Source organism: Synechococcus sp. CBW1004 (genome assembly GCF_015840715.1).
Lineage (GTDB): Bacteria > Cyanobacteriota > Cyanobacteriia > PCC-6307 > Cyanobiaceae > Cyanobium.
This window is the reverse complement of the sequence record NZ_CP060397.1, coordinates 884,195-900,303: the sequence shown is the minus strand read 5'-3', so window position 1 is coordinate 900,303 and position 16,109 is coordinate 884,195. Positions and strand designations below refer to the sequence as shown.

Sequence of the window (16,109 nt, the reverse complement as noted above, 5' to 3'; positions counted from 1 at the left end):
GCCCATGCCGAAAGTCGTCAACCTCCAGCACTGGGAGAAGACCTTCAGGGAGCAGGTCCGCAACCTCGCCAGCGGTTGGAACGCGGTCGAATCTCGGGGGCGAATACGTCTCAAGGTGAGACTTCCAGGGCAGGCAGAACAGTCCGTCGTTCTACCTTTTGAGTGGAGCAATAACGACGTTGGTGATGCCTATATTCGTGTCCGTAGCATCTATAAACTGATGGATCAGGGCCTGGATCTTCGCGCTGCTGCTGACCAGGCTGACGGCAAGGCTCCACAGGTGATTCGTGACTGGCAGGGCGCAGCTGAGCGCTTCCGGAAGCAGAAACTCCAGCACGGCAACACCATCTCGGAAGCCACCTGGGACAAGGGCTACCGACCTGTGCTGGAGATGGCGGTGAGTCTGCTCAGCGGCAGCCGCCCGCCTGGGCGGCCCTTGGACCTGATTGACCGCTGTGTGGCTGACTGGGCCCCTGGATCGCGCATGCGACAGATCCGCTGCCAGTCCCTGAGCCAATTTCTGCGGCATTGCGTCGAGCGTGAGCAGTTCCCCGCCCATTGGCTCCCGCCTTCCGACCTGTCCCACCACGTGGGCCGCAAACCCGCAGGTAGTGAGGGGAAGGGCGGTGGCGACCCCATCAGCGATGCCGAAATCCTGCGGTTGATCGCCTCCCTGCCCGACGATGCCGCAGGCCTGCGTTGGCGCGATGCGATCCGGCTGATGGCGGAGCTCGGGCTGCGGCCAGTGGAGCTGCTGCATCTCAGTGTTCGCATGGACCGCAGCACAGGCGAGCCCCACTGGTGGTGCAACTACCGCAAGCGCAGCGGGGGCGGAATCACAGAGCCTCGCAGGGTCTACCCCTTGCCGCTGCAGGACGAAGGAGCCCTCGTGTCGTGGAATCTGCTGGCGCGGTGGCAGGCGAGGCTGATTCACCTCCCGCCGCTTCAGTCTGGAAACGGCGCTGCCGACGGCCTGGGTACCTACCTCAAGCGCCAGCCGGCCTGGCGCAGCCTGCGGGATGAAGTGGAATCCCGCGGCGAGCGGCTGGTGCCGTACTCCTTCCGGCACAGCTACAGCCTGCGGGCCCATCGGCGCAACCTGGTGCCATCCACGGACCGTGAAGGCCAAACAACGGCCCAACTGGTCAGGGATTCAGGCGGTGCTGCTCGGGGAACTGCCGATGCAGCTGGTCTGCCATGCAACGGCCTCTCTCGAGGAGTCGATCCCGCAGAGGGTGCTGCTGCCTCGTAAGGGGGCCACCCCGTTGCTGCATGAAACGCTCGCCTGGCATGGCTTTCAGCTCGAACAGCAACCGGCCAGCTGCCAGGAGGTGTCCGCCTGGCTGAAGCGCATGCGCGATCGCGAGCTGTCGATGCCGATCTGCCCTGCTCTGGTGACGCCAGGTTGGCTCGAGGCCCAGCAGCTGATCCCCCACCCCGGACAGCCATCGCTGCGGGAGACGCTCTGGCTGCTGTTGCCGGAAGGGCGGCTGTTGAGCAGCGCCACCGCCAGGCATCTGATCAGGATCCTGCGGCAGCGGGTGGAGAAGGCCCAGGAGGAGTGGATACCAGCTCAAACAGACGGTGCACAGGAGGGGGGAGGCTGTCAGGGCAAGCCTCCTGCGCAGGCCAGAAAGGGAGCAAACGGAAAACTATGCAGCGCGTGCATAGATTCGCCCTCCTGAGGATGCAGGTTCCACTCCGAATGGAGACAGCACGCTGTAACTGGCGGCAAACTGGGGCGGAGCTGAGGCGGGCCATGGCCACCAACCAGCGGACGGACCGTCCTTCGCATGACAACTGAGTCGGATTGGTGCCCAACCAGGCATCGTGAACCCCATTGAGGCCAGGCACCGACCCAGTCCCCGGCTCTGCTTCCCTGAGTCCAGCATCCACTTCCCCGACCTGATGCCCGTCCTCGCCGACCTCGTCAACGACCTGATCGCCCTGATCCCGGAGGACGGCAGCCGGATCAGCAACGACCAGATCCGCAAGGCCCTGGAGCAGGAGGCAGGGGAGCCCCTGAGCGATGACGTGTTGGAGGAGGTGAAGAACCGGGTGGTGGCGATGGGCGACGCCTAAAAGGCTCGCGGCCCCGGAGGCGGTTTGAAGGCGCCAGGCGTGGCACCCCCACCGCGTGCTGCCGCGGCAGGCACTGGCCAGCGCACCCGCCGCAGCGGCAACGGTGCCGGCGCACCGGCCCCCAGGCCGCCATCGCCCCCGGAACCACGGCGGCCTCGGTGCTCACCGGCGAGCTGCGCAACCAGATCGACCGGATCTGGGATGCCTTCTGGAGCGGCGGCATCGCCAACCCGCTGGAGGTGCTGGAGCAGCTCACCTACCTGCTGTTCATCCGCCGGCTCGATGAGCTGGAAACCCTGGAGGAGCGCCGCAGCCAGCGCTCGGGCCAGCCGATGCGGCGCCACATCTTCCCGGAAGGAGCTGATCCCCAAGGGCGGCCCTGGAGCGAGCTGCGCTGGAGCCGCTTCAAGGAGCTGGGTGATCCATCCTCGATGTTCCAGGTAGTGGGCGAGCGGGTGTTCCCCTTCCTGCGGGAGCTGGGTGGTGAGGAGTCGGCCTACGCCACCCACATGCGTGATGCCCGCTTCACGATCCCAACGCCGGCGCTGCTCACCAAGGTGGTGGAGCTGCTCGATGCGGTGCCGATGGAGGACCGCGACACCAAGGGCGACATCTACGAGTACATGCTCGGCAAGCTGGCCACCGCCGGCACCAACGGCCAGTTCCGCACGCCGCGCCACATCATCGAACTGATGGTGGCGATGACCGAGCCCACGCCGCGCGATGTGATGGTGGATCCCGCCTGCGGCACCTGCGGTTTCCCGGTGGCGGTGGGCGAATACCTGCGTGAACACCACCCGGAGGTGCTCAGCGATCCGGATCTGCGCGAGCACTTCAACCATGGCCTCTTCCATGGTTTCGATTTCGACAACACGATGCTGCGCATCGGCGCGATGAACATGCTGCTGCATGGGGTGGAGAACCCCGATGTCAGCTACCGCGATTCGCTCTCCGAAGACAGCGCCAGCGAGGAGAACAAATACACCCTGATCCTAGCCAACCCGCCGTTCGCCGGCTCACTCGACTACGAGAGCACCAGCGCCCGGCTGCAGCGGGTGGTGAAGACGAAGAAGACCGAGCTGCTGTTCATGGCGTTGTTTCTGCAGCTGCTCAGGCCCGGCGGCAGAGCGGCGGTGATCGTGCCTGATGGCGTGCTGTTCGGCTCAAGCAAGGCCCATAAGGAACTGCGCCGCACCCTGGTGGAAGACCATTTCCTCGAAGGCGTGGTGTCGCTGCCGAGCGGTGTGTTCCGCCCCTATGCCGGTGTGAGCACAGCGATCTTGCTCTTCACCAAGACCGGCCGGGGCGGCACCGATCAGGTGTGGTTCTACGACATGACCGCCGACGGCTGGAGCCTCGACGACAAGCGCAACCCCTTGCTGCCGCTTGAGAAACTCGGCCCGACACCCAAGGAAGCCCTTGGCGAAAACGAGCACGAGAAGAACAACCTGCCCGACTGCCTCGACCGCTGGCGCCATCGCAAGGACTCAGAACGGGGGCGAGCGCGCACCGCTCAGAGCTTCTGCGTGCCCAAGGAGGAGATCAGCGCCCAGGGCTACGACCTCAGCCTCAACCGCTACAAGGTGTCAAGCGACACTGAAAACTGAGCCACTTCCGACATCGAAAACTGAGCCACCCCTGACACCTGGGGGGCGGCTGTTCTCGGAGTCGTTCCGCCTTGGCTTGGCCGGCGGCTGGTTCGGTGTTTGCTCATGGTTTTCGTGATCGGCCAACTTCATTGTCGGCGGACACGCCACCTCGCGGGTCCAGCGCGCCAGGTGTGCCTCCAACTCCGCCCAGCTGCTGAACTCCCGCCCGGCGATCGCATTCCTCTTGACGTACGCCACCCCGCGCTCGTCCTTGCCTTTCGTCCGCGCCCGATACGGCCGGCAGGCGCGAGGTTTGAACCCCCAGTAGCTGGAGAACTCCTCCAGCCGCTCGGCAAAGACCAGGATCTGCCGCTCCGGATCGTGCTGGCTCACCAGCGCACGGGCGTTGTCCACCAGCACCTCCTGCGGCACCCCGCCCCAGTGGCGGAAGCCCTCCTCCAGGGTCTCGAGCCAGTGGTGAGCTGGAACGTGCGCTCCGGCCAGCCGTCCGGCTCCCGCGGCCTGCTGCGCGATGGGCTGCTCACGGTGGTGCGGATCAGCCGGCCCGCCGAGCTGGTGATCGCCACCACCGACTGGAGCTACTACGAGGTCGCCAACGAACCGGCCCAGTTCTGGGAACCCCTGCTTCTTCCGCCTGATTTCGCGGTGGTGAATCTCAGCAGTGCGGCGATGAGCTACTTCAAGGCGCCCGATGGCAGCGAGTGGTTTGCGATCGGCGGCCACGGCCTGCTGCTGCTCACCAAGGACGCACCTGCCCTCCAGGGAGGCACAACCCCATGACCTATCAGGTGTTCTGCCAGTCCTTTGCCCCTGGGACCTGGAAGTGGACCAGCAAGGATCCGGCAGGGATCCGGCAGGGATTGGCATGCAGCTCGACGAGGCCTTCCGCGCCTTTGCAGCCGCCGTCAACGCCCTGCCCGGCAATGCCAGCACGCCCCTCTCGGTGATCCGCTCCCATGCCGATGCCACCGCCAACCGCTGGGGCTACACCTGGCAGCTGGGCCATCCCGTGGAACCCGGCCACCTCTGGTTCCTCACCGAAAGCACCACCGCCCAAGGGGAGAGCCAATCGAGCAGCAGTGCGATCTTCGGGAGTGCCAAGGCCAGCACCTTCTCAGACACCACAAGCAACGGCGGCTACGGCTCCTACAACAACTCCACCGGCTGGTCGACGGGCCTCGCCTACGTCGACAGCACCCTCTCCGGCGCGACCGCCATCGGCACGATCCTGCTGATCGCGCAGGACACCACACCGGGCCGGGAATTCTTCTGCTGGGCTCTCAAGACCAGCGGCGGCAGCGACGAGCTGCACCGCGATTGCTGCCATGCCCTCTACAAGAGCCCGGGCACATCGGGATGGGGTGCTCAATCACCGTCTTCCCCAGGACCAGCCGGCAGCCCTACGAGACGGTGTTGCTGCACGGCTATTCCGGCAACCGCTTTGGGGGACTGCCTTCTGCCCTGAACGCGAGCCTGCACAGCAACGGCCACCAACTGCGCAGCGGCATCAGCCTCGGCCACTACGACTTCATCCTCGAGCCCCAGGGCCTGCTCGACACCCCGCCGCCTCTCATCCAGCTGCCGGCCCCGCTGTTCATCGGCTCCACCACCATCCGCGGCGCCAGCACCCATTTCGGCAAGGTGACCAGACCCGATGGGGTGATGCTGCAGCTGGGCCAGCGTTCCCTCGCCTACGACGTCTGGCTGTGGCTACCCAGCGGTACCAGCCACAGCCAGGCCAGCCCCTGGACATCAGCAACCGCCCTGACCCAGTGGCGGGAGTGCAACGAGCTCCACTTCATCACCGGCCTCCCGCCCCAGAGCCTGTCCCATTGGGGTCTGCAGATGGTGACCGCGACGCCGGATTTCATCCGTAACTACCCGCCAATGAGCGCAGCAGGCGCCCGCCAGCACCCGCAGCAGGGGCCGCTGCTCAGCGGTTCCGGTAGTGGCGGCAGTGGCGCCGATGAGCCCGACGTGAACACCAGGCCCAGCTCAGGGCTGCTTTGGCCACGGCGTCTGTGACTCCGGCGCTTGCCTGAATGTGCCCGGCGGAACGTGGTGCACTGCCCCTACCCGCGGCAACGTGCAGCCAACCGAGGCACGGGCATGAGCTGGTCGGAACTGGAGCGATTGGTCAGCGACGCGGAAGCCAGTGCCGAACTGCGCGACACCCTGCGCCGCTGCCGCAGTCGTCAGCAGCTACTGCAGGCTGCCCGCCACCTGGGCTACCGGGTCACCCGCACCGACCTGCAGAACGCCTGGGTTGAGCATCAACGGAATCAGGACGCTCTCTCAGCTAACGCGCAAGCGCGCTGAGAACCAGGCACCGGTTCAGCAAGACCCCCATGGGCGAGTGGGCTTACGCCATGCCGTTTCAAACCTCCGAGGAGCGAAAGCGCTGGTTCCTCGCTATCTCGGGCTCTATAACGGCCACAGGTGCCACATGGCCCTCGGTGGCCGCCCCCATCCCCTCAACCGTCCCTCCAGCGGCTGCTGAACGCTGAATGACTTGGTGAGAAAGCACAGCTAAGCTGACAATGGCTGGTTTTGCGATTTGGACACAGCAGCGGGGCGCGTTGCATCGGCGGCATGAATTCTGAATACCTAGTTCGCATCGCCGGAACAGGAGTTGCCCTACCCGAGAGAGTGCTGACAGCAGCTGAACTGGATGCGGAGCTGGGCTTGCCCACGGGAGAGGTATTGCGTGTTACAGGAGTCGCAAAGCGACATACGGCTGTGCTTGAAACGGCCGCGCAGCTCGCAGCGCAGGCTGTTGGTTCGGCCTTGGCGGATGCGGGCATGGGCTGGAGCGAACTTGACTGCCTCGTCTGCGCCTCGGCCACGATGGATCAAGCCCTGCCTTACAACGCGGCAATGGTTCTCGCTGAGTTGAAGGAATTCACGCACCGTGTGTCGACACTAGACGTGGGGGCAAGCTGCTTGTCCTTTTTGCAGGCGCTAGACCTCATGAGCAACGCCATCTCGACAGGGCGCTATGCGAACGTGGTGATCGTTTCGGCAGATATCTCGACCTTCACGACGACTTACACAAATCTTCGTGAGAACGGAATCTTTGGTGATGGTGCGGCGGCGGTGGTGCTGCGCCGTGGGGACGGCACGTCCCGCATTCATGCTGTGCGCAGCGTAACGCTGCCAGAGGGTGTGGAGTTTTGCCAGATTCGCTCCGGTGGGTCGCGTTATCACCGGCGCGGCTGTCCGGAGCACTCTGAAGCATTGTTTGAAATGCGAGGCCGGCAGCTCTATGCGCTGGCAGCGCGGGAGCTGCCTGGATTCGTCGAGACCCTGCTGGCAGAGGCCGGTGTGAAGAGCTCGGACTTGGCGCTGATGATCCCGCATCAAGCGAGCCGTCAGGCACTGGATCATGTTGCGAAGTTACTCGGCTTTGATGACGGGCGCATGGTCGATGTGTTCGGGGAGTTTGGCAACCAAGTTGGAGCGTCACTACCCACGGCGCTGCATTTTGGGATTCACTTGTATGGTTTGCAGCGGGGGCAAAAAGCGCTGTTGCTCGGCACGGGCGCGGGGGTCTCCATCGGCGGTATTGTTTTCACCTACTGAGATGAACAAACCGTTTGCCATCCGCGTAAAGTTTGATCTGTTAAAGGTCGGCCATTGCCAACACCCAGAGTGCATGGCACTCAGGAGTGGTGGTCGGCGTGCAATCGATTTTCCCGCGCTGGTCGGGCTCATCGAGCATCCACAGCGCGGGCTAATGCTTTACGACACAGGCTACTCGCGGCACTTCCACGAAGCCACGAAACGCTTTCCAGAGTGTCTCTATCGCATGATCACTCCGGTGACGCTGCCACCGCCAGAGGAGGAACTGCTCGCACAACTTGAATCGCGCGGCATCCGCGCCTCAGATATTGAGACGATCATCATTTCGCACTTCCATGCAGATCACGTGGCGGGGCTACGTGACTTTCCGAAGGCAAGTTTCATCGCCACCCGCTCCGAACATACGCTGTGTAAGCAAAAAAACCGCCTAGGACGCCTGCGTCGAGCTTACATGCGCGAGTTGCTGCCGCAAGATATGGAAAAGCGCCTCCAATATGCCGAGATGATGCCACTCATACCTCTGCCAGACGCGTGGAAACCCTTTGAAGCGATGCACGATTTGCTGCACGATGGCAGTTTGCTCGGAGTTGATCTGCCGGGGCATACGGCTTCCCAGCTCGGCCTGGCTTTTTATGCGGATAAGCCGATTTTCCTCATTGGGGATTCCTGCTGGAAAATCGAAGGTCTGATTCGCGGCAAGAAGCCCTCACCGCTGGCATATCTAGTTTTTGATGATGGCGAGGCCTACGACGCCACCTTCGCAAAACTGCGTGCCCTGTATCTTTCACCACATGCGCCGCTGGTCATTCCGTCACACTGCACCACGACTTGGCGTCAATATGGGGGCAGCCGGAGGATCCAGCGTGGTTGAACGTTTCCTTATACTTTGGCACTTCATCAGCACACGCTGGTTGCGTGCGCCGCGGAATCGAGAGAAACGGTTGCGGCGTTTTCTAGCCAAAGCACCGCATTTTGCAGACGTGATGACGAAAAGTTCCTATCTCGAGCATTTCTCATCGCTGAACCGCCATGGGATCACCCTAGAGCAGGCCACGGCGGTGGCACTGAGGGCGGAGTGTGAGCGTAATTTCAAGCCCGAACTTCCGGGCGGCGTCACGGTGGGATTGTCATCTGGCACTTCGGGTGCACGGCTGGTTTTTCTGGTTGGGCGCGCGGACCGCTGCCGCTGGGCGGGGCAGATGCTGGCGCGGATGTTAAACACGAGCTCATTGTTACAAATCTGCAACGTCTTCGCCAAGCCGTTACGCATCGCATTTTTTCTGCGTGCTAACAGCAATTTATATGGCACACTTTCAAGCTTCCGAGTGGAGCTTGAGTACTTTGATCTCACTCAGCCCATCAATGAACTGGTTGGCCGGCTCAACAACTATCGGCCCCATGTGCTGGTTGCTCCGGCGACAGTATTGGCCGAACTGGCTCGGAGCGCACGCGTACGGCCTAAGCAGGTCATCTCCGTAGCGGAAGTACTGGATGAGAAGGACAGTGCGGCGATTGAAGAGGCCTTCGGCGTAGCCGTTGGACAGATTTACCAAGCTGCGGAGGGATTTCTCGGCTGCACATGCTCAAAGGGTCGTATACATTTGAACGAAGAATCGTTGGATATCGAGCCCCAGTGGCTGGATGACGAGCACGAGCGCTTTCATCCGCTCATTACAGATTTCTCGCGAGAGACACAGTGGTTCGTGCGTCATAGACTAGATGACATTTTACGGCTCGACCCTACGCCGTGTCCGTGCGGACGTAAGACGATGACGCTGAAGCAAATTGAAGGCCGCGCCGAGGAGGTTTTGTGGTTGCAGGATGCCAGCGGCGCCCTCTCACCGGTATTTCCCGATGTGCTGCGGCAAGTGCTCTACACGCATCCAGTAGAGCGTTACCGCATTGAGCAGCACGGTCAGCGCTGGCAAGTCCAACTGCTTAATGGGAATAGTAATGCTGTGCAGTCGTCACTTGAGTCGCTCATCGATAGTTTACGACTAGAACGACCCACGTTTGATTTTCAGCCCTGGAGTGCTCAGCCACTGTCAGAGAAAGAGAAACGTATTTGCTGCATCACGAAGCCAGTATGAAAACAAGAATCCTCATCACCGGTGCATCTGGCTTTGTCGGAAGTTCCTTCTGCATGCAGCATGAGAAACGTGAGGATGTGGAAATTCGCGGCCTAGGACGTCGCCCGATGGATTTGCCTGACTACATCCGTATGGACCTGACGAAGCCGCTGCGGCTTGACTGGTCGCCGGATGTGGTGATCCATGCGGCTGCACGTTCGTCACCCTGGGGGAGTTTAAAACAGTATCGGCAGCAGAACGTACTAGCCACGAAACATGTGGTCGAGTTTTGCGAAATGCAAAGGGTGCGCAAGCTGATCTACATTTCTTCCAGCTCTGTGTTCTATCGAAAGGGCGACCAGTTCGGGCTCACGGAGTACTCGCCAATTGGCCCGACGTTTGTGAATGCGTATGCGCAAACGAAATTCGAAGGCGAGCGGGTCGCGTGCGCCTATTCCGGTGATTGCTGTGTGCTGAGGCCCCGCGCAGTGTTCGGTCCGCGGGACACCGTGCTTTTTCCACGGTTGCTCAGGGCCGCGCAGCAGGGGCGCATGATTTCGATCACTCGGCCTGGTCCACCTGCCGTCGGTGATTTGATCTACATCGATACACTGTGTGACTACATGCTGGCTGCCGCGCTGAATCCGGCAGTGACAGGGGACTTTAACCTTACCAATCATCAGCCAGTGGAGATACAGTCCTTCATTGCTGATGTGTTTGCACGCCTCGATCTGCCCGCTGTCACAAGGGCCATTCCTAGGGCAAAGGCCATGCGTGTGGCGTGGCTGCTGGAGAAGATCTTTGGTCTGTTGATGCCCTGGCGGGAGCCGCCGATCACGCGTTTCGGGGTCGAGGTGCTAAGCAGCACCAAGACCTTTGATGCTAGTCAATGCCTTCGTGTGCTTGGGCCTCCAAGCGTGAGCCTTGAGGAGGGTGTCAGGCGATTTGTGGAATGGCAAAAGCATCAACTCTAATCATGACCATGTCTCTACTTATTATCCTGCTTCTTTATACTGTCTCTCTTATTTGGCGTCGATGGCTGGCATTGTCTTATGCCAATTCGAAGCCGCCCTTGCCCTTGGAGTCGTTACCAGAGGGAACGCTCACCATCAATCAGGCGATTTTGAGTGGTGATCCGCTGCTGGAGTCGCGTCTAGAGGCAAATCTCGACAATTTGCCCGGACAGAACTTCCTCTGGCTTATCGATGAAGATGATGCGGAGGCACTGCGCATTGCTGGCAAGCAGAAGCGGCCACAAATCAGAGTTGTACTTTGTCCGCCCTGCCCAGACGCGACAAACCCAAAGTTATGGAAGCTCCAGATCGCTTCTCGTCTCGTTCAGACACCTTTTTTTGCGGTAATTGATGATGACACGAGCTTGTCTGCCGCTAGCGCCTCAGCGCTCGTTGAAGCCGCAAGGACGTCGACCGTCGCAACAGGGTTGCCGTGTTATCAGAATGGCCAAAATCTCGCCTCATGTCTGCTGGGGCAGTTCGTGAACAATAACTCCATCTTCACATACCTCGGCACATCGCGTTTGCTGTCTCCTTTCACATTAAATGGTATGGGTTACGTGATGCGGAGAGAGGAACTGGATCGGATTCAGCACTTCCATCCCATCCTGCATGAGCTAACTGACGATTTTGCGCTTGCTACTCTCGTTTTGAAGCTTGGAGGCAGCATCAACCAGTCACAAGCACCGCTATATGTGCAGACGGGAGTGCGAGATATGAAGCATTACTTTCAAATGATGCATCGTTGGAATGTTTTCACGCTGTTATTACTGAAAGGGCAAAGCATTCCTGTTCAGTTACTCATCTTTGTGCTACATGGGCTGCCACCAATGTTGCTTGGTTTTAGCTTCTTGCTTTTGGCTGTGGTTAGCTGGCAGATCCTGTTGATCATCCTTTGCTTCTATTTCATCTTGGTTAGCAGCTTGCGTTCGCCATTGATTACTGTGCTGCTTTCGTCACTGGCGTTGTTGACCTTGATGTGGATCAGGGGGGAACCCACCTCTTGCCTACTGCTCATAGTGATGTTGCTTCGCAGATCGTCCCTAGCGTCAATCCAGAGAATGTTTTTTTGCGTGAGCCGGCACCAACCTCTAATGTCTCTGTTCTCCGAACTCATCCAACCGTTGCACCTCAGCCATGCTCTCTTTAGCCGGACGATTAGTTGGCGGATGCGGCGCTATTGGGTGCGTGACACGAATGACTTCTCGGCGGTATGAATCATATCGTTGGCTTCATCACCGGACATAGTGTGCGGGGATGCACTGGTCTATCACAGCAGCAGAGGGCATTTCAGCGCCTCAGCATCGTACCGCAGGCCAACTGGTTGCGCTACAATTTTCCATGGAAGGAGACCTTTCCGTTCCCCGAGCGATTACAACTCCTTTCTGCAAGTATCAACAACGTCAGCCAATATCTCTGCTCGCAGACTGCGACTTTTCGCGCAAAGCACCGCACCGAGGTAGTGGTAAGACTTGAAGGAATAGACGCGGTCATTCTTCTGGCAGGAAGTTGTGGTTTGGAGTTGCTTAACAACCTCAAGCTACCGGTAGAGACGCGGAGGAGGCTACATGTATTTGCGTATGGTCCGGTTTCAAGGCGTCAGCCGGATGTTGCGTCATACTTTCTGGTGCAAGGAGACTTGGATCTCATTTCACAAACGTTTCACCGTGAGGTGGATGCACGCATTGATTGCGCACACATGGACTACCTGGAGAAGGTGGAGACACTACGATTATTTGAGGCATTCTACCGAAGCGTTGTGCTGCCATGAGGAGGAAAAAAATCCTACTAATCGGCCCGCCATTTAGCGGACACTTGAATCCGCTGTTGGGCATAGGGAAGGGAATTGCCAGCGTGGCAGATGTGCTCGTTCTAAGCACACCAAAGGGTGTGAAGGCCGCAGAAAAAGCCAATTTGCGGGCCCGTGAGATCATGGCGGCGCACGAGCATGTTGTGATAGGGATCAGTGAACCCGGTCATGCAGTGAAAAATAATCCGCTGCGGCTCTATGGTCAGTTGACCGAAAATGTGGGGCTGATGGGGAGGCTTCAGGAGGAGCTTGAGAGGATCTATCGGGAAGAGAAACCGGATCTTGTCATTGCAGACTTTGTCGTACCTGTCGCCGGATTCACGGCGATTCGTCATGGCATTCCTTGGTGGACGGTGACGGCATCACCCAGCGTGATCGAAACTCCTAATGGACCACCTGCATATTTCAACGGGCAGAGACCTGCCCGAACGGCATTGCAGCGGTTGATGCATGTCGCAATGCGGTGGACGACGAAGGGGTTTAAGCACATTATTTGGTTACTATTCTGGCGTGTTTTCCAAAGGATCGGCTTTTGCGGCATCTATCGTTCCGATGGCAGTGAGGCGGTTTATTCACCGCACTGCATCCTCGCCCTCGGTGCGAAGGAGATTGAGTTTGACTGCACCTGGCCGAAAGCTGTCCAGTTCGTGGGTCCAGTTCTTTACATACCACCATATAAAGGCCCCCTGCCGGCTTTTCGCGACGATGGCAGGCCTTGTGTTCTCATCAGCATCGGAACGCATCTGATGCATGCAAAGGACGGGATGAGAAATGCGATCCGCAGCATGGCAGTGCTTCATCCGGGGATCGTGTTTCATTTCACACACGGCAACTCGGTGGCAGCTTTCGCGCGGCAGGAGGGCAACTTTCACGAGTATGCCTTTGTGTCCTACTTGGACTATCTGCCGCGCTACGACCTCGTCGTGCATCATGCGGGTTCTGGTGTGATGAACCACTGTTTGAAACACGGCATCCCAGCGGTGGTCCATCCGCTGGATTTCGACCAGTTTGACAACGCTGCCAGGCTGGTGGCGGCAGGCGTGGCTATTGCGGCGCCAAAGCTTCACGATCTGGAGACTGCGATCCTCCGCGCCCTTCATGATGAAGCGCTCAAGGCCAGGTGCGCGGCGATGAGCCGCGTCGTATCTGTCTACAATGCTGTGGAGACAATCACCAAGATGCTGTGATTGGCACCTGGGCACCTCGAAAAATACCAGTTTTCCCTGGCAGCACCGACTGAGACTCATATCCTGGCCTGCGTCGACCTTGGCCGATCGTCGCGGCAATGCCCATTTTTCGAGGTGCCCACCTGACAATTACAGTCCCGAATGCACGCCGGCAGTGCCATCACCTGCTTGGGGCTTCCTGAATAAGGGCAGATCCACTGCAGTGCAATGGATCTCGGCAGTTTCTGACGGTAAAATGTGCGTGAACGGGCCGATCTGAGCCCAAAAGCGGTCCGGAGGTTTCCACATGTATCGGCGTGAGCATCGTTATCAGCTCTCGTTCGAAAACTTCTTCCTGCCGTTTGGCGGCAAACTCTCCGGTGATAATCGGTGGATCAAGCTGGCTGAGCTCATTCCGTGGGATGAACTGGAGGACGACTACGCGGCGCAATTCTGTAAGGGCTTTGGAGCACCGGCAAAACCCTTTCGCATGGCACTGGGTGCCTTGATCATCAAGGCCCGTCTCGGGCTCACGGATGAAGAACTGGTGGAGCAGATCAAGGAAAACCCCTATCTCCAGTTTTTCATTGGCTTGGAAGCGTTCCAGTCTTCGGCGCCGTTTGATCCATCGATGATGGTGTATTTCCGCAAGCGCTTGCCAGAAGCGATTGTGAATGACTGCAATGAACGGATTGTGCGCCGCGGCCTGAAAATGATTCGCTCATCAGATCCCCAGGGCCCAGCGGATGACGACAGCAGTGGCGGATCGACCAGTCCTCCCGACCAACCAAAGCCATCCTCGCAGAAGCAGCCGAATCAGGGTTCACTCTTGATCGATGCCACCTGTGCGCCGGTGGATATCCGTCATCCCACCGATCTATCCCTGCTCAATGAAGCCAGGGAGATGACTGAGATCCTGATTGATGCGATGCATCCCCACGTCAGGGAACGCTTTGGCCACAAGCCGCGTACACACCGCAAAAAGGCGAGGCGGCAGTTTCTTGCAGTGGCCAAAAAGAAGAAGCCAAGGATCAGCAAGATCCGCAAAGCGATCAAACAGCAGCTTGGTCACCTCAAGCGGAATCTGGCAAGCGTTGACGCCCTGATCGCCTGTGGTGGCTGCCTTCTGGCCGCCGGACGGCATATCTACCGGAAGTTGCTGGTGATCAGCGAGCTGGTCCGCCAGCAGACCATTCTCTATCACGCAGACAGCAGAAGTATCCCAGATCGCATCGTCAGCCTCTGCCAGGCACATATCAGGCCGATTGTCCGCGGGAAAGCTCGTTGCAATGTTGAGTTCGGAGCCAAGATCTCAATCTCTGTCACCGGCGAGGGATTCACCTTCCTCGATCGCCTGAGTTATGACCCCTACAACGAAGGAGAAGACCTCAAGGGTCAAGCGATTTCCTATCGGCGTCGCCATGGTCACTATCCGAAGGTGATTTGTGCTGACCAGATCTACCGCACAAGATCGAACCGTGCTTTCTGCCAGCGCCATGGAATCCGTTTGAGTGGCCCGCGACTTGGACGGCCGAAGAACGATCCTGAATTGGTGGCTGCCGAGAAGCAGCAGTTCATCGATGACCAGCGCCAAAGGAATGCCGTTGAAGGCAAGATCGGCCAAGGCAAGAGGCGTTTTGGACTGGGCCTGATACGTGAGAAGCTCGCTGTGACCCAGGGTTCAACCATCGCACTCAATATTCTGGTGATGAACCTCGAGAAGCTGCTGGAGCTTCTTTTTGTTCTTTTTGCGTCCTGGCTGCAACTTCTCCTGTGCAATCAACCAGGCAAGGGGTCACCATTCGTGTGTGTGAGCACTCATCTCAGCCCCACATGAACGGCCAGTCTCCGCCTCACTCAGGCTCGGCTCTTTGACAGCTTGACCTCCCTCTCACTTTTTCAGGAAGCCCCAGCTAGGCGCTCTCGGCTAACTGCGAGCGCCCTGCTGACTGCTACCCTTGACCTAGAAGGTCAGGGCAAATCTGAGATTATTATTGCGATTAAATGTAGCTATGATTCAGAAGAGATTGGCCGCTTCAGGAGCGAACTCGCCAAGGCCGCCGGTTACAAGATTGCTCCCATGAGCAGGATTCTCGCAATATTTAAATCCCGCCAAAAGCAATTGACTAGCATGTATAGAAATCTTGTGCCCACGCAAATTTGTCGAGCGCTTTTGCTATTTTACGGCATAACGCAAATCCAGGAGAGAAGGGGGTCGCGCAAACTTTTTTCTGCGACTTTGTGCGACGCCATCAAGGCTCTTGCGAGCGACCCAATGCACGCGAATGGCATTGGACCCAGTTTGTGGTGATGAATCTGTGCCGCGAGTGGTACAGGAGGAACACAATCAGAGCCGTTCTTTCCCGAGCACTCCTAGTCCAAAGAAAGCATGTTCAGTGACGCCACCCGGGCAGTCATTTGTGCTGTTGGGTGGAGGTTCTCGAATGGAAGCTATTCCAGGTGGACCTCAACGGCGTAAGGACTCACAGGCCTCCCCATCGTCGTTGCTGTCCAGATAGGTGTGCCCCTGGTGCAGCAGCTCCTGGGCTCGGGCGTAGGAACCGATCTCCTTGCAGCGATAGCGGCGGCCACCGGGCGTGGTGCCATCCGGTGTCACGGCAGCGCTGCGCCCATGGCGGAAGTCCCAAGGGCGAGTGATACCTCCTTGGGGACTCCTGAAAAAGCCAGATCGACTGCAGCGCAGCTGGTTTCAGCGGTCGAGGCTCGCTAAACTGGCCTTGCAAGGGGCAATCGATGATTGCTGCAACTGTTCAACC

General features: G+C 59.1%; 17 protein-coding genes and 1 pseudogene. 16 read left to right on the top strand and 2 right to left on the bottom strand.

Features of this window, described 5'->3' with window-relative positions; translation table 11 throughout:
• The first annotated feature begins 4 nt into the window (after positions 1-4).
• From H8F25_RS04305 to H8F25_RS04290, 4 genes are all read left to right on the top strand, one after another.
• Complete coding sequence (locus H8F25_RS04305; RefSeq protein WP_231597073.1) at positions 5-1,252, top strand: site-specific integrase; 1,248 nt, start codon at positions 5-7, stop codon at positions 1,250-1,252.
• Positions 1,236-1,685, top strand: a complete 450-nt coding sequence (locus H8F25_RS04300; RefSeq protein WP_197212158.1) for a hypothetical protein — start codon at positions 1,236-1,238, stop codon at positions 1,683-1,685. The genes H8F25_RS04305 and H8F25_RS04300 overlap by 17 nt, the downstream gene beginning before the upstream one ends.
• Positions 1,686-1,908: 223 nt before the next feature.
• Positions 1,909-2,082, top strand: a complete 174-nt coding sequence (locus H8F25_RS04295) for a hypothetical protein (RefSeq protein WP_197212157.1) — start codon at positions 1,909-1,911, stop codon at positions 2,080-2,082.
• A gap of 158 nt (positions 2,083-2,240) precedes the next feature.
• Positions 2,241-3,689, top strand: coding sequence for a class I SAM-dependent DNA methyltransferase (locus H8F25_RS04290; protein ID WP_197212156.1), 1,449 nt, complete (start codon positions 2,241-2,243; stop codon positions 3,687-3,689).
• 159 nt (positions 3,690-3,848) lie between these two features.
• Here the strand turns inward: H8F25_RS04290 and H8F25_RS18090 are convergent.
• Positions 3,849-3,989: pseudogene (locus H8F25_RS18090) on the bottom strand (IS21 family transposase); the annotation flags it as partial.
• A 123-nt stretch (positions 3,990-4,112) separates the two neighbouring features.
• Here H8F25_RS18090 and H8F25_RS17555 point away from each other — a divergent pair.
• The 12 genes from H8F25_RS17555 to H8F25_RS04230 all read left to right on the top strand — a co-directional run bounded on the left by H8F25_RS17555 (position 4,113) and on the right by H8F25_RS04230 (position 15,169).
• On the top strand, positions 4,113-4,472 hold the full coding sequence (locus H8F25_RS17555; protein ID WP_231597071.1) for a hypothetical protein: 360 nt from the start codon (positions 4,113-4,115) through the stop codon (positions 4,470-4,472).
• An 85-nt stretch (positions 4,473-4,557) separates the two neighbouring features.
• Positions 4,558-5,157 (top strand): hypothetical protein, encoded by a 600-nt coding sequence (locus H8F25_RS04280; protein ID WP_197212154.1) that lies wholly within the window; start codon positions 4,558-4,560, stop codon positions 5,155-5,157.
• Positions 5,103-5,717 (top strand): hypothetical protein, encoded by a 615-nt coding sequence (locus tag H8F25_RS04275; RefSeq protein WP_197212153.1) that lies wholly within the window; start codon positions 5,103-5,105, stop codon positions 5,715-5,717. The genes H8F25_RS04280 and H8F25_RS04275 overlap by 55 nt, the downstream gene beginning before the upstream one ends.
• Before the next feature lie 84 nt (positions 5,718-5,801).
• Positions 5,802-6,011 carry a Nif11-like leader peptide family natural product precursor gene (locus tag H8F25_RS04270; RefSeq protein ID WP_197212152.1) on the top strand — a complete coding sequence of 70 codons (210 nt, stop codon included), beginning with the start codon at positions 5,802-5,804 and terminating at the stop codon, positions 6,009-6,011.
• A 273-nt stretch (positions 6,012-6,284) separates the two neighbouring features.
• Entirely contained in the window at positions 6,285-7,274 is a 990-nt protein-coding gene (locus H8F25_RS04265; RefSeq protein WP_197212151.1) for a 3-oxoacyl-[acyl-carrier-protein] synthase III C-terminal domain-containing protein, read from the top strand.
• A gap of 1 nt (position 7,275) precedes the next feature.
• Positions 7,276-8,145, top strand: coding sequence for an MBL fold metallo-hydrolase (locus tag H8F25_RS04260; RefSeq protein ID WP_197212150.1), 870 nt, complete (start codon positions 7,276-7,278; stop codon positions 8,143-8,145).
• Entirely contained in the window at positions 8,138-9,364 is a 1,227-nt protein-coding gene (locus tag H8F25_RS04255) for a F390 synthetase-related protein (RefSeq protein WP_197212149.1), read from the top strand. The genes H8F25_RS04260 and H8F25_RS04255 overlap by 8 nt, the downstream gene beginning before the upstream one ends.
• A complete protein-coding gene (locus H8F25_RS04250) occupies positions 9,361-10,317 on the top strand; it encodes an NAD(P)-dependent oxidoreductase (protein ID WP_231597070.1) in 957 nt (318 codons plus the stop codon). The genes H8F25_RS04255 and H8F25_RS04250 overlap by 4 nt, the downstream gene beginning before the upstream one ends.
• On the top strand, positions 10,296-11,573 hold the full coding sequence (locus tag H8F25_RS04245) for a glycosyltransferase (RefSeq protein ID WP_197212147.1): 1,278 nt from the start codon (positions 10,296-10,298) through the stop codon (positions 11,571-11,573). Before H8F25_RS04250 ends, H8F25_RS04245 begins: the two co-directional genes overlap by 22 nt.
• The gene (locus H8F25_RS04240; RefSeq protein WP_197212146.1) at positions 11,570-12,127 is read left to right on the top strand and encodes a hypothetical protein; all 558 of its coding nucleotides are present in this window, start codon (positions 11,570-11,572) and stop codon (positions 12,125-12,127) included. Before H8F25_RS04245 ends, H8F25_RS04240 begins: the two co-directional genes overlap by 4 nt.
• Positions 12,128-12,171: 44 nt before the next feature.
• Positions 12,172-13,353: a glycosyltransferase gene (locus H8F25_RS04235; RefSeq protein ID WP_197212145.1), complete on the top strand. Its 1,182-nt coding sequence runs from the start codon at positions 12,172-12,174 to the stop codon at positions 13,351-13,353.
• 286 nt (positions 13,354-13,639) lie between these two features.
• A complete protein-coding gene (locus H8F25_RS04230; protein ID WP_231597069.1) occupies positions 13,640-15,169 on the top strand; it encodes an IS5 family transposase in 1,530 nt (509 codons plus the stop codon).
• 630 nt (positions 15,170-15,799) lie between these two features.
• Here the strand turns inward: H8F25_RS04230 and H8F25_RS04225 are convergent.
• Positions 15,800-15,949 carry an excalibur calcium-binding domain-containing protein gene (locus H8F25_RS04225; RefSeq protein ID WP_197212144.1) on the bottom strand — a complete coding sequence of 50 codons (150 nt, stop codon included), beginning with the start codon at positions 15,947-15,949 and terminating at the stop codon, positions 15,800-15,802.
• Positions 15,950-16,109: the final 160 nt, after the last annotated feature.

Coding starts and splice junctions, on each gene's coding strand:
- H8F25_RS04280 (WP_197212154.1), top strand. CDS start 4,558: ATGCAGCTCGACGAGGCCTTCCGCGCCTTTGCAGCCGCCGTCAACGCC.
- H8F25_RS04240 (WP_197212146.1), top strand. CDS start 11,570: ATGAATCATATCGTTGGCTTCATCACCGGACATAGTGTGCGGGGATGC.
- H8F25_RS04245 (WP_197212147.1), top strand. CDS start 10,296: ATGGCAAAAGCATCAACTCTAATCATGACCATGTCTCTACTTATTATC.
- H8F25_RS04265 (WP_197212151.1), top strand. CDS start 6,285: ATGAATTCTGAATACCTAGTTCGCATCGCCGGAACAGGAGTTGCCCTA.
- H8F25_RS04260 (WP_197212150.1), top strand. CDS start 7,276: ATGAACAAACCGTTTGCCATCCGCGTAAAGTTTGATCTGTTAAAGGTC.
- H8F25_RS04295 (WP_197212157.1), top strand. CDS start 1,909: ATGCCCGTCCTCGCCGACCTCGTCAACGACCTGATCGCCCTGATCCCG.
- H8F25_RS04305 (WP_231597073.1), top strand. CDS start 5: ATGCCGAAAGTCGTCAACCTCCAGCACTGGGAGAAGACCTTCAGGGAG.
- H8F25_RS04230 (WP_231597069.1), top strand. CDS start 13,640: ATGTATCGGCGTGAGCATCGTTATCAGCTCTCGTTCGAAAACTTCTTC.
- H8F25_RS04250 (WP_231597070.1), top strand. CDS start 9,361: ATGAAAACAAGAATCCTCATCACCGGTGCATCTGGCTTTGTCGGAAGT.
- H8F25_RS04270 (WP_197212152.1), top strand. CDS start 5,802: ATGAGCTGGTCGGAACTGGAGCGATTGGTCAGCGACGCGGAAGCCAGT.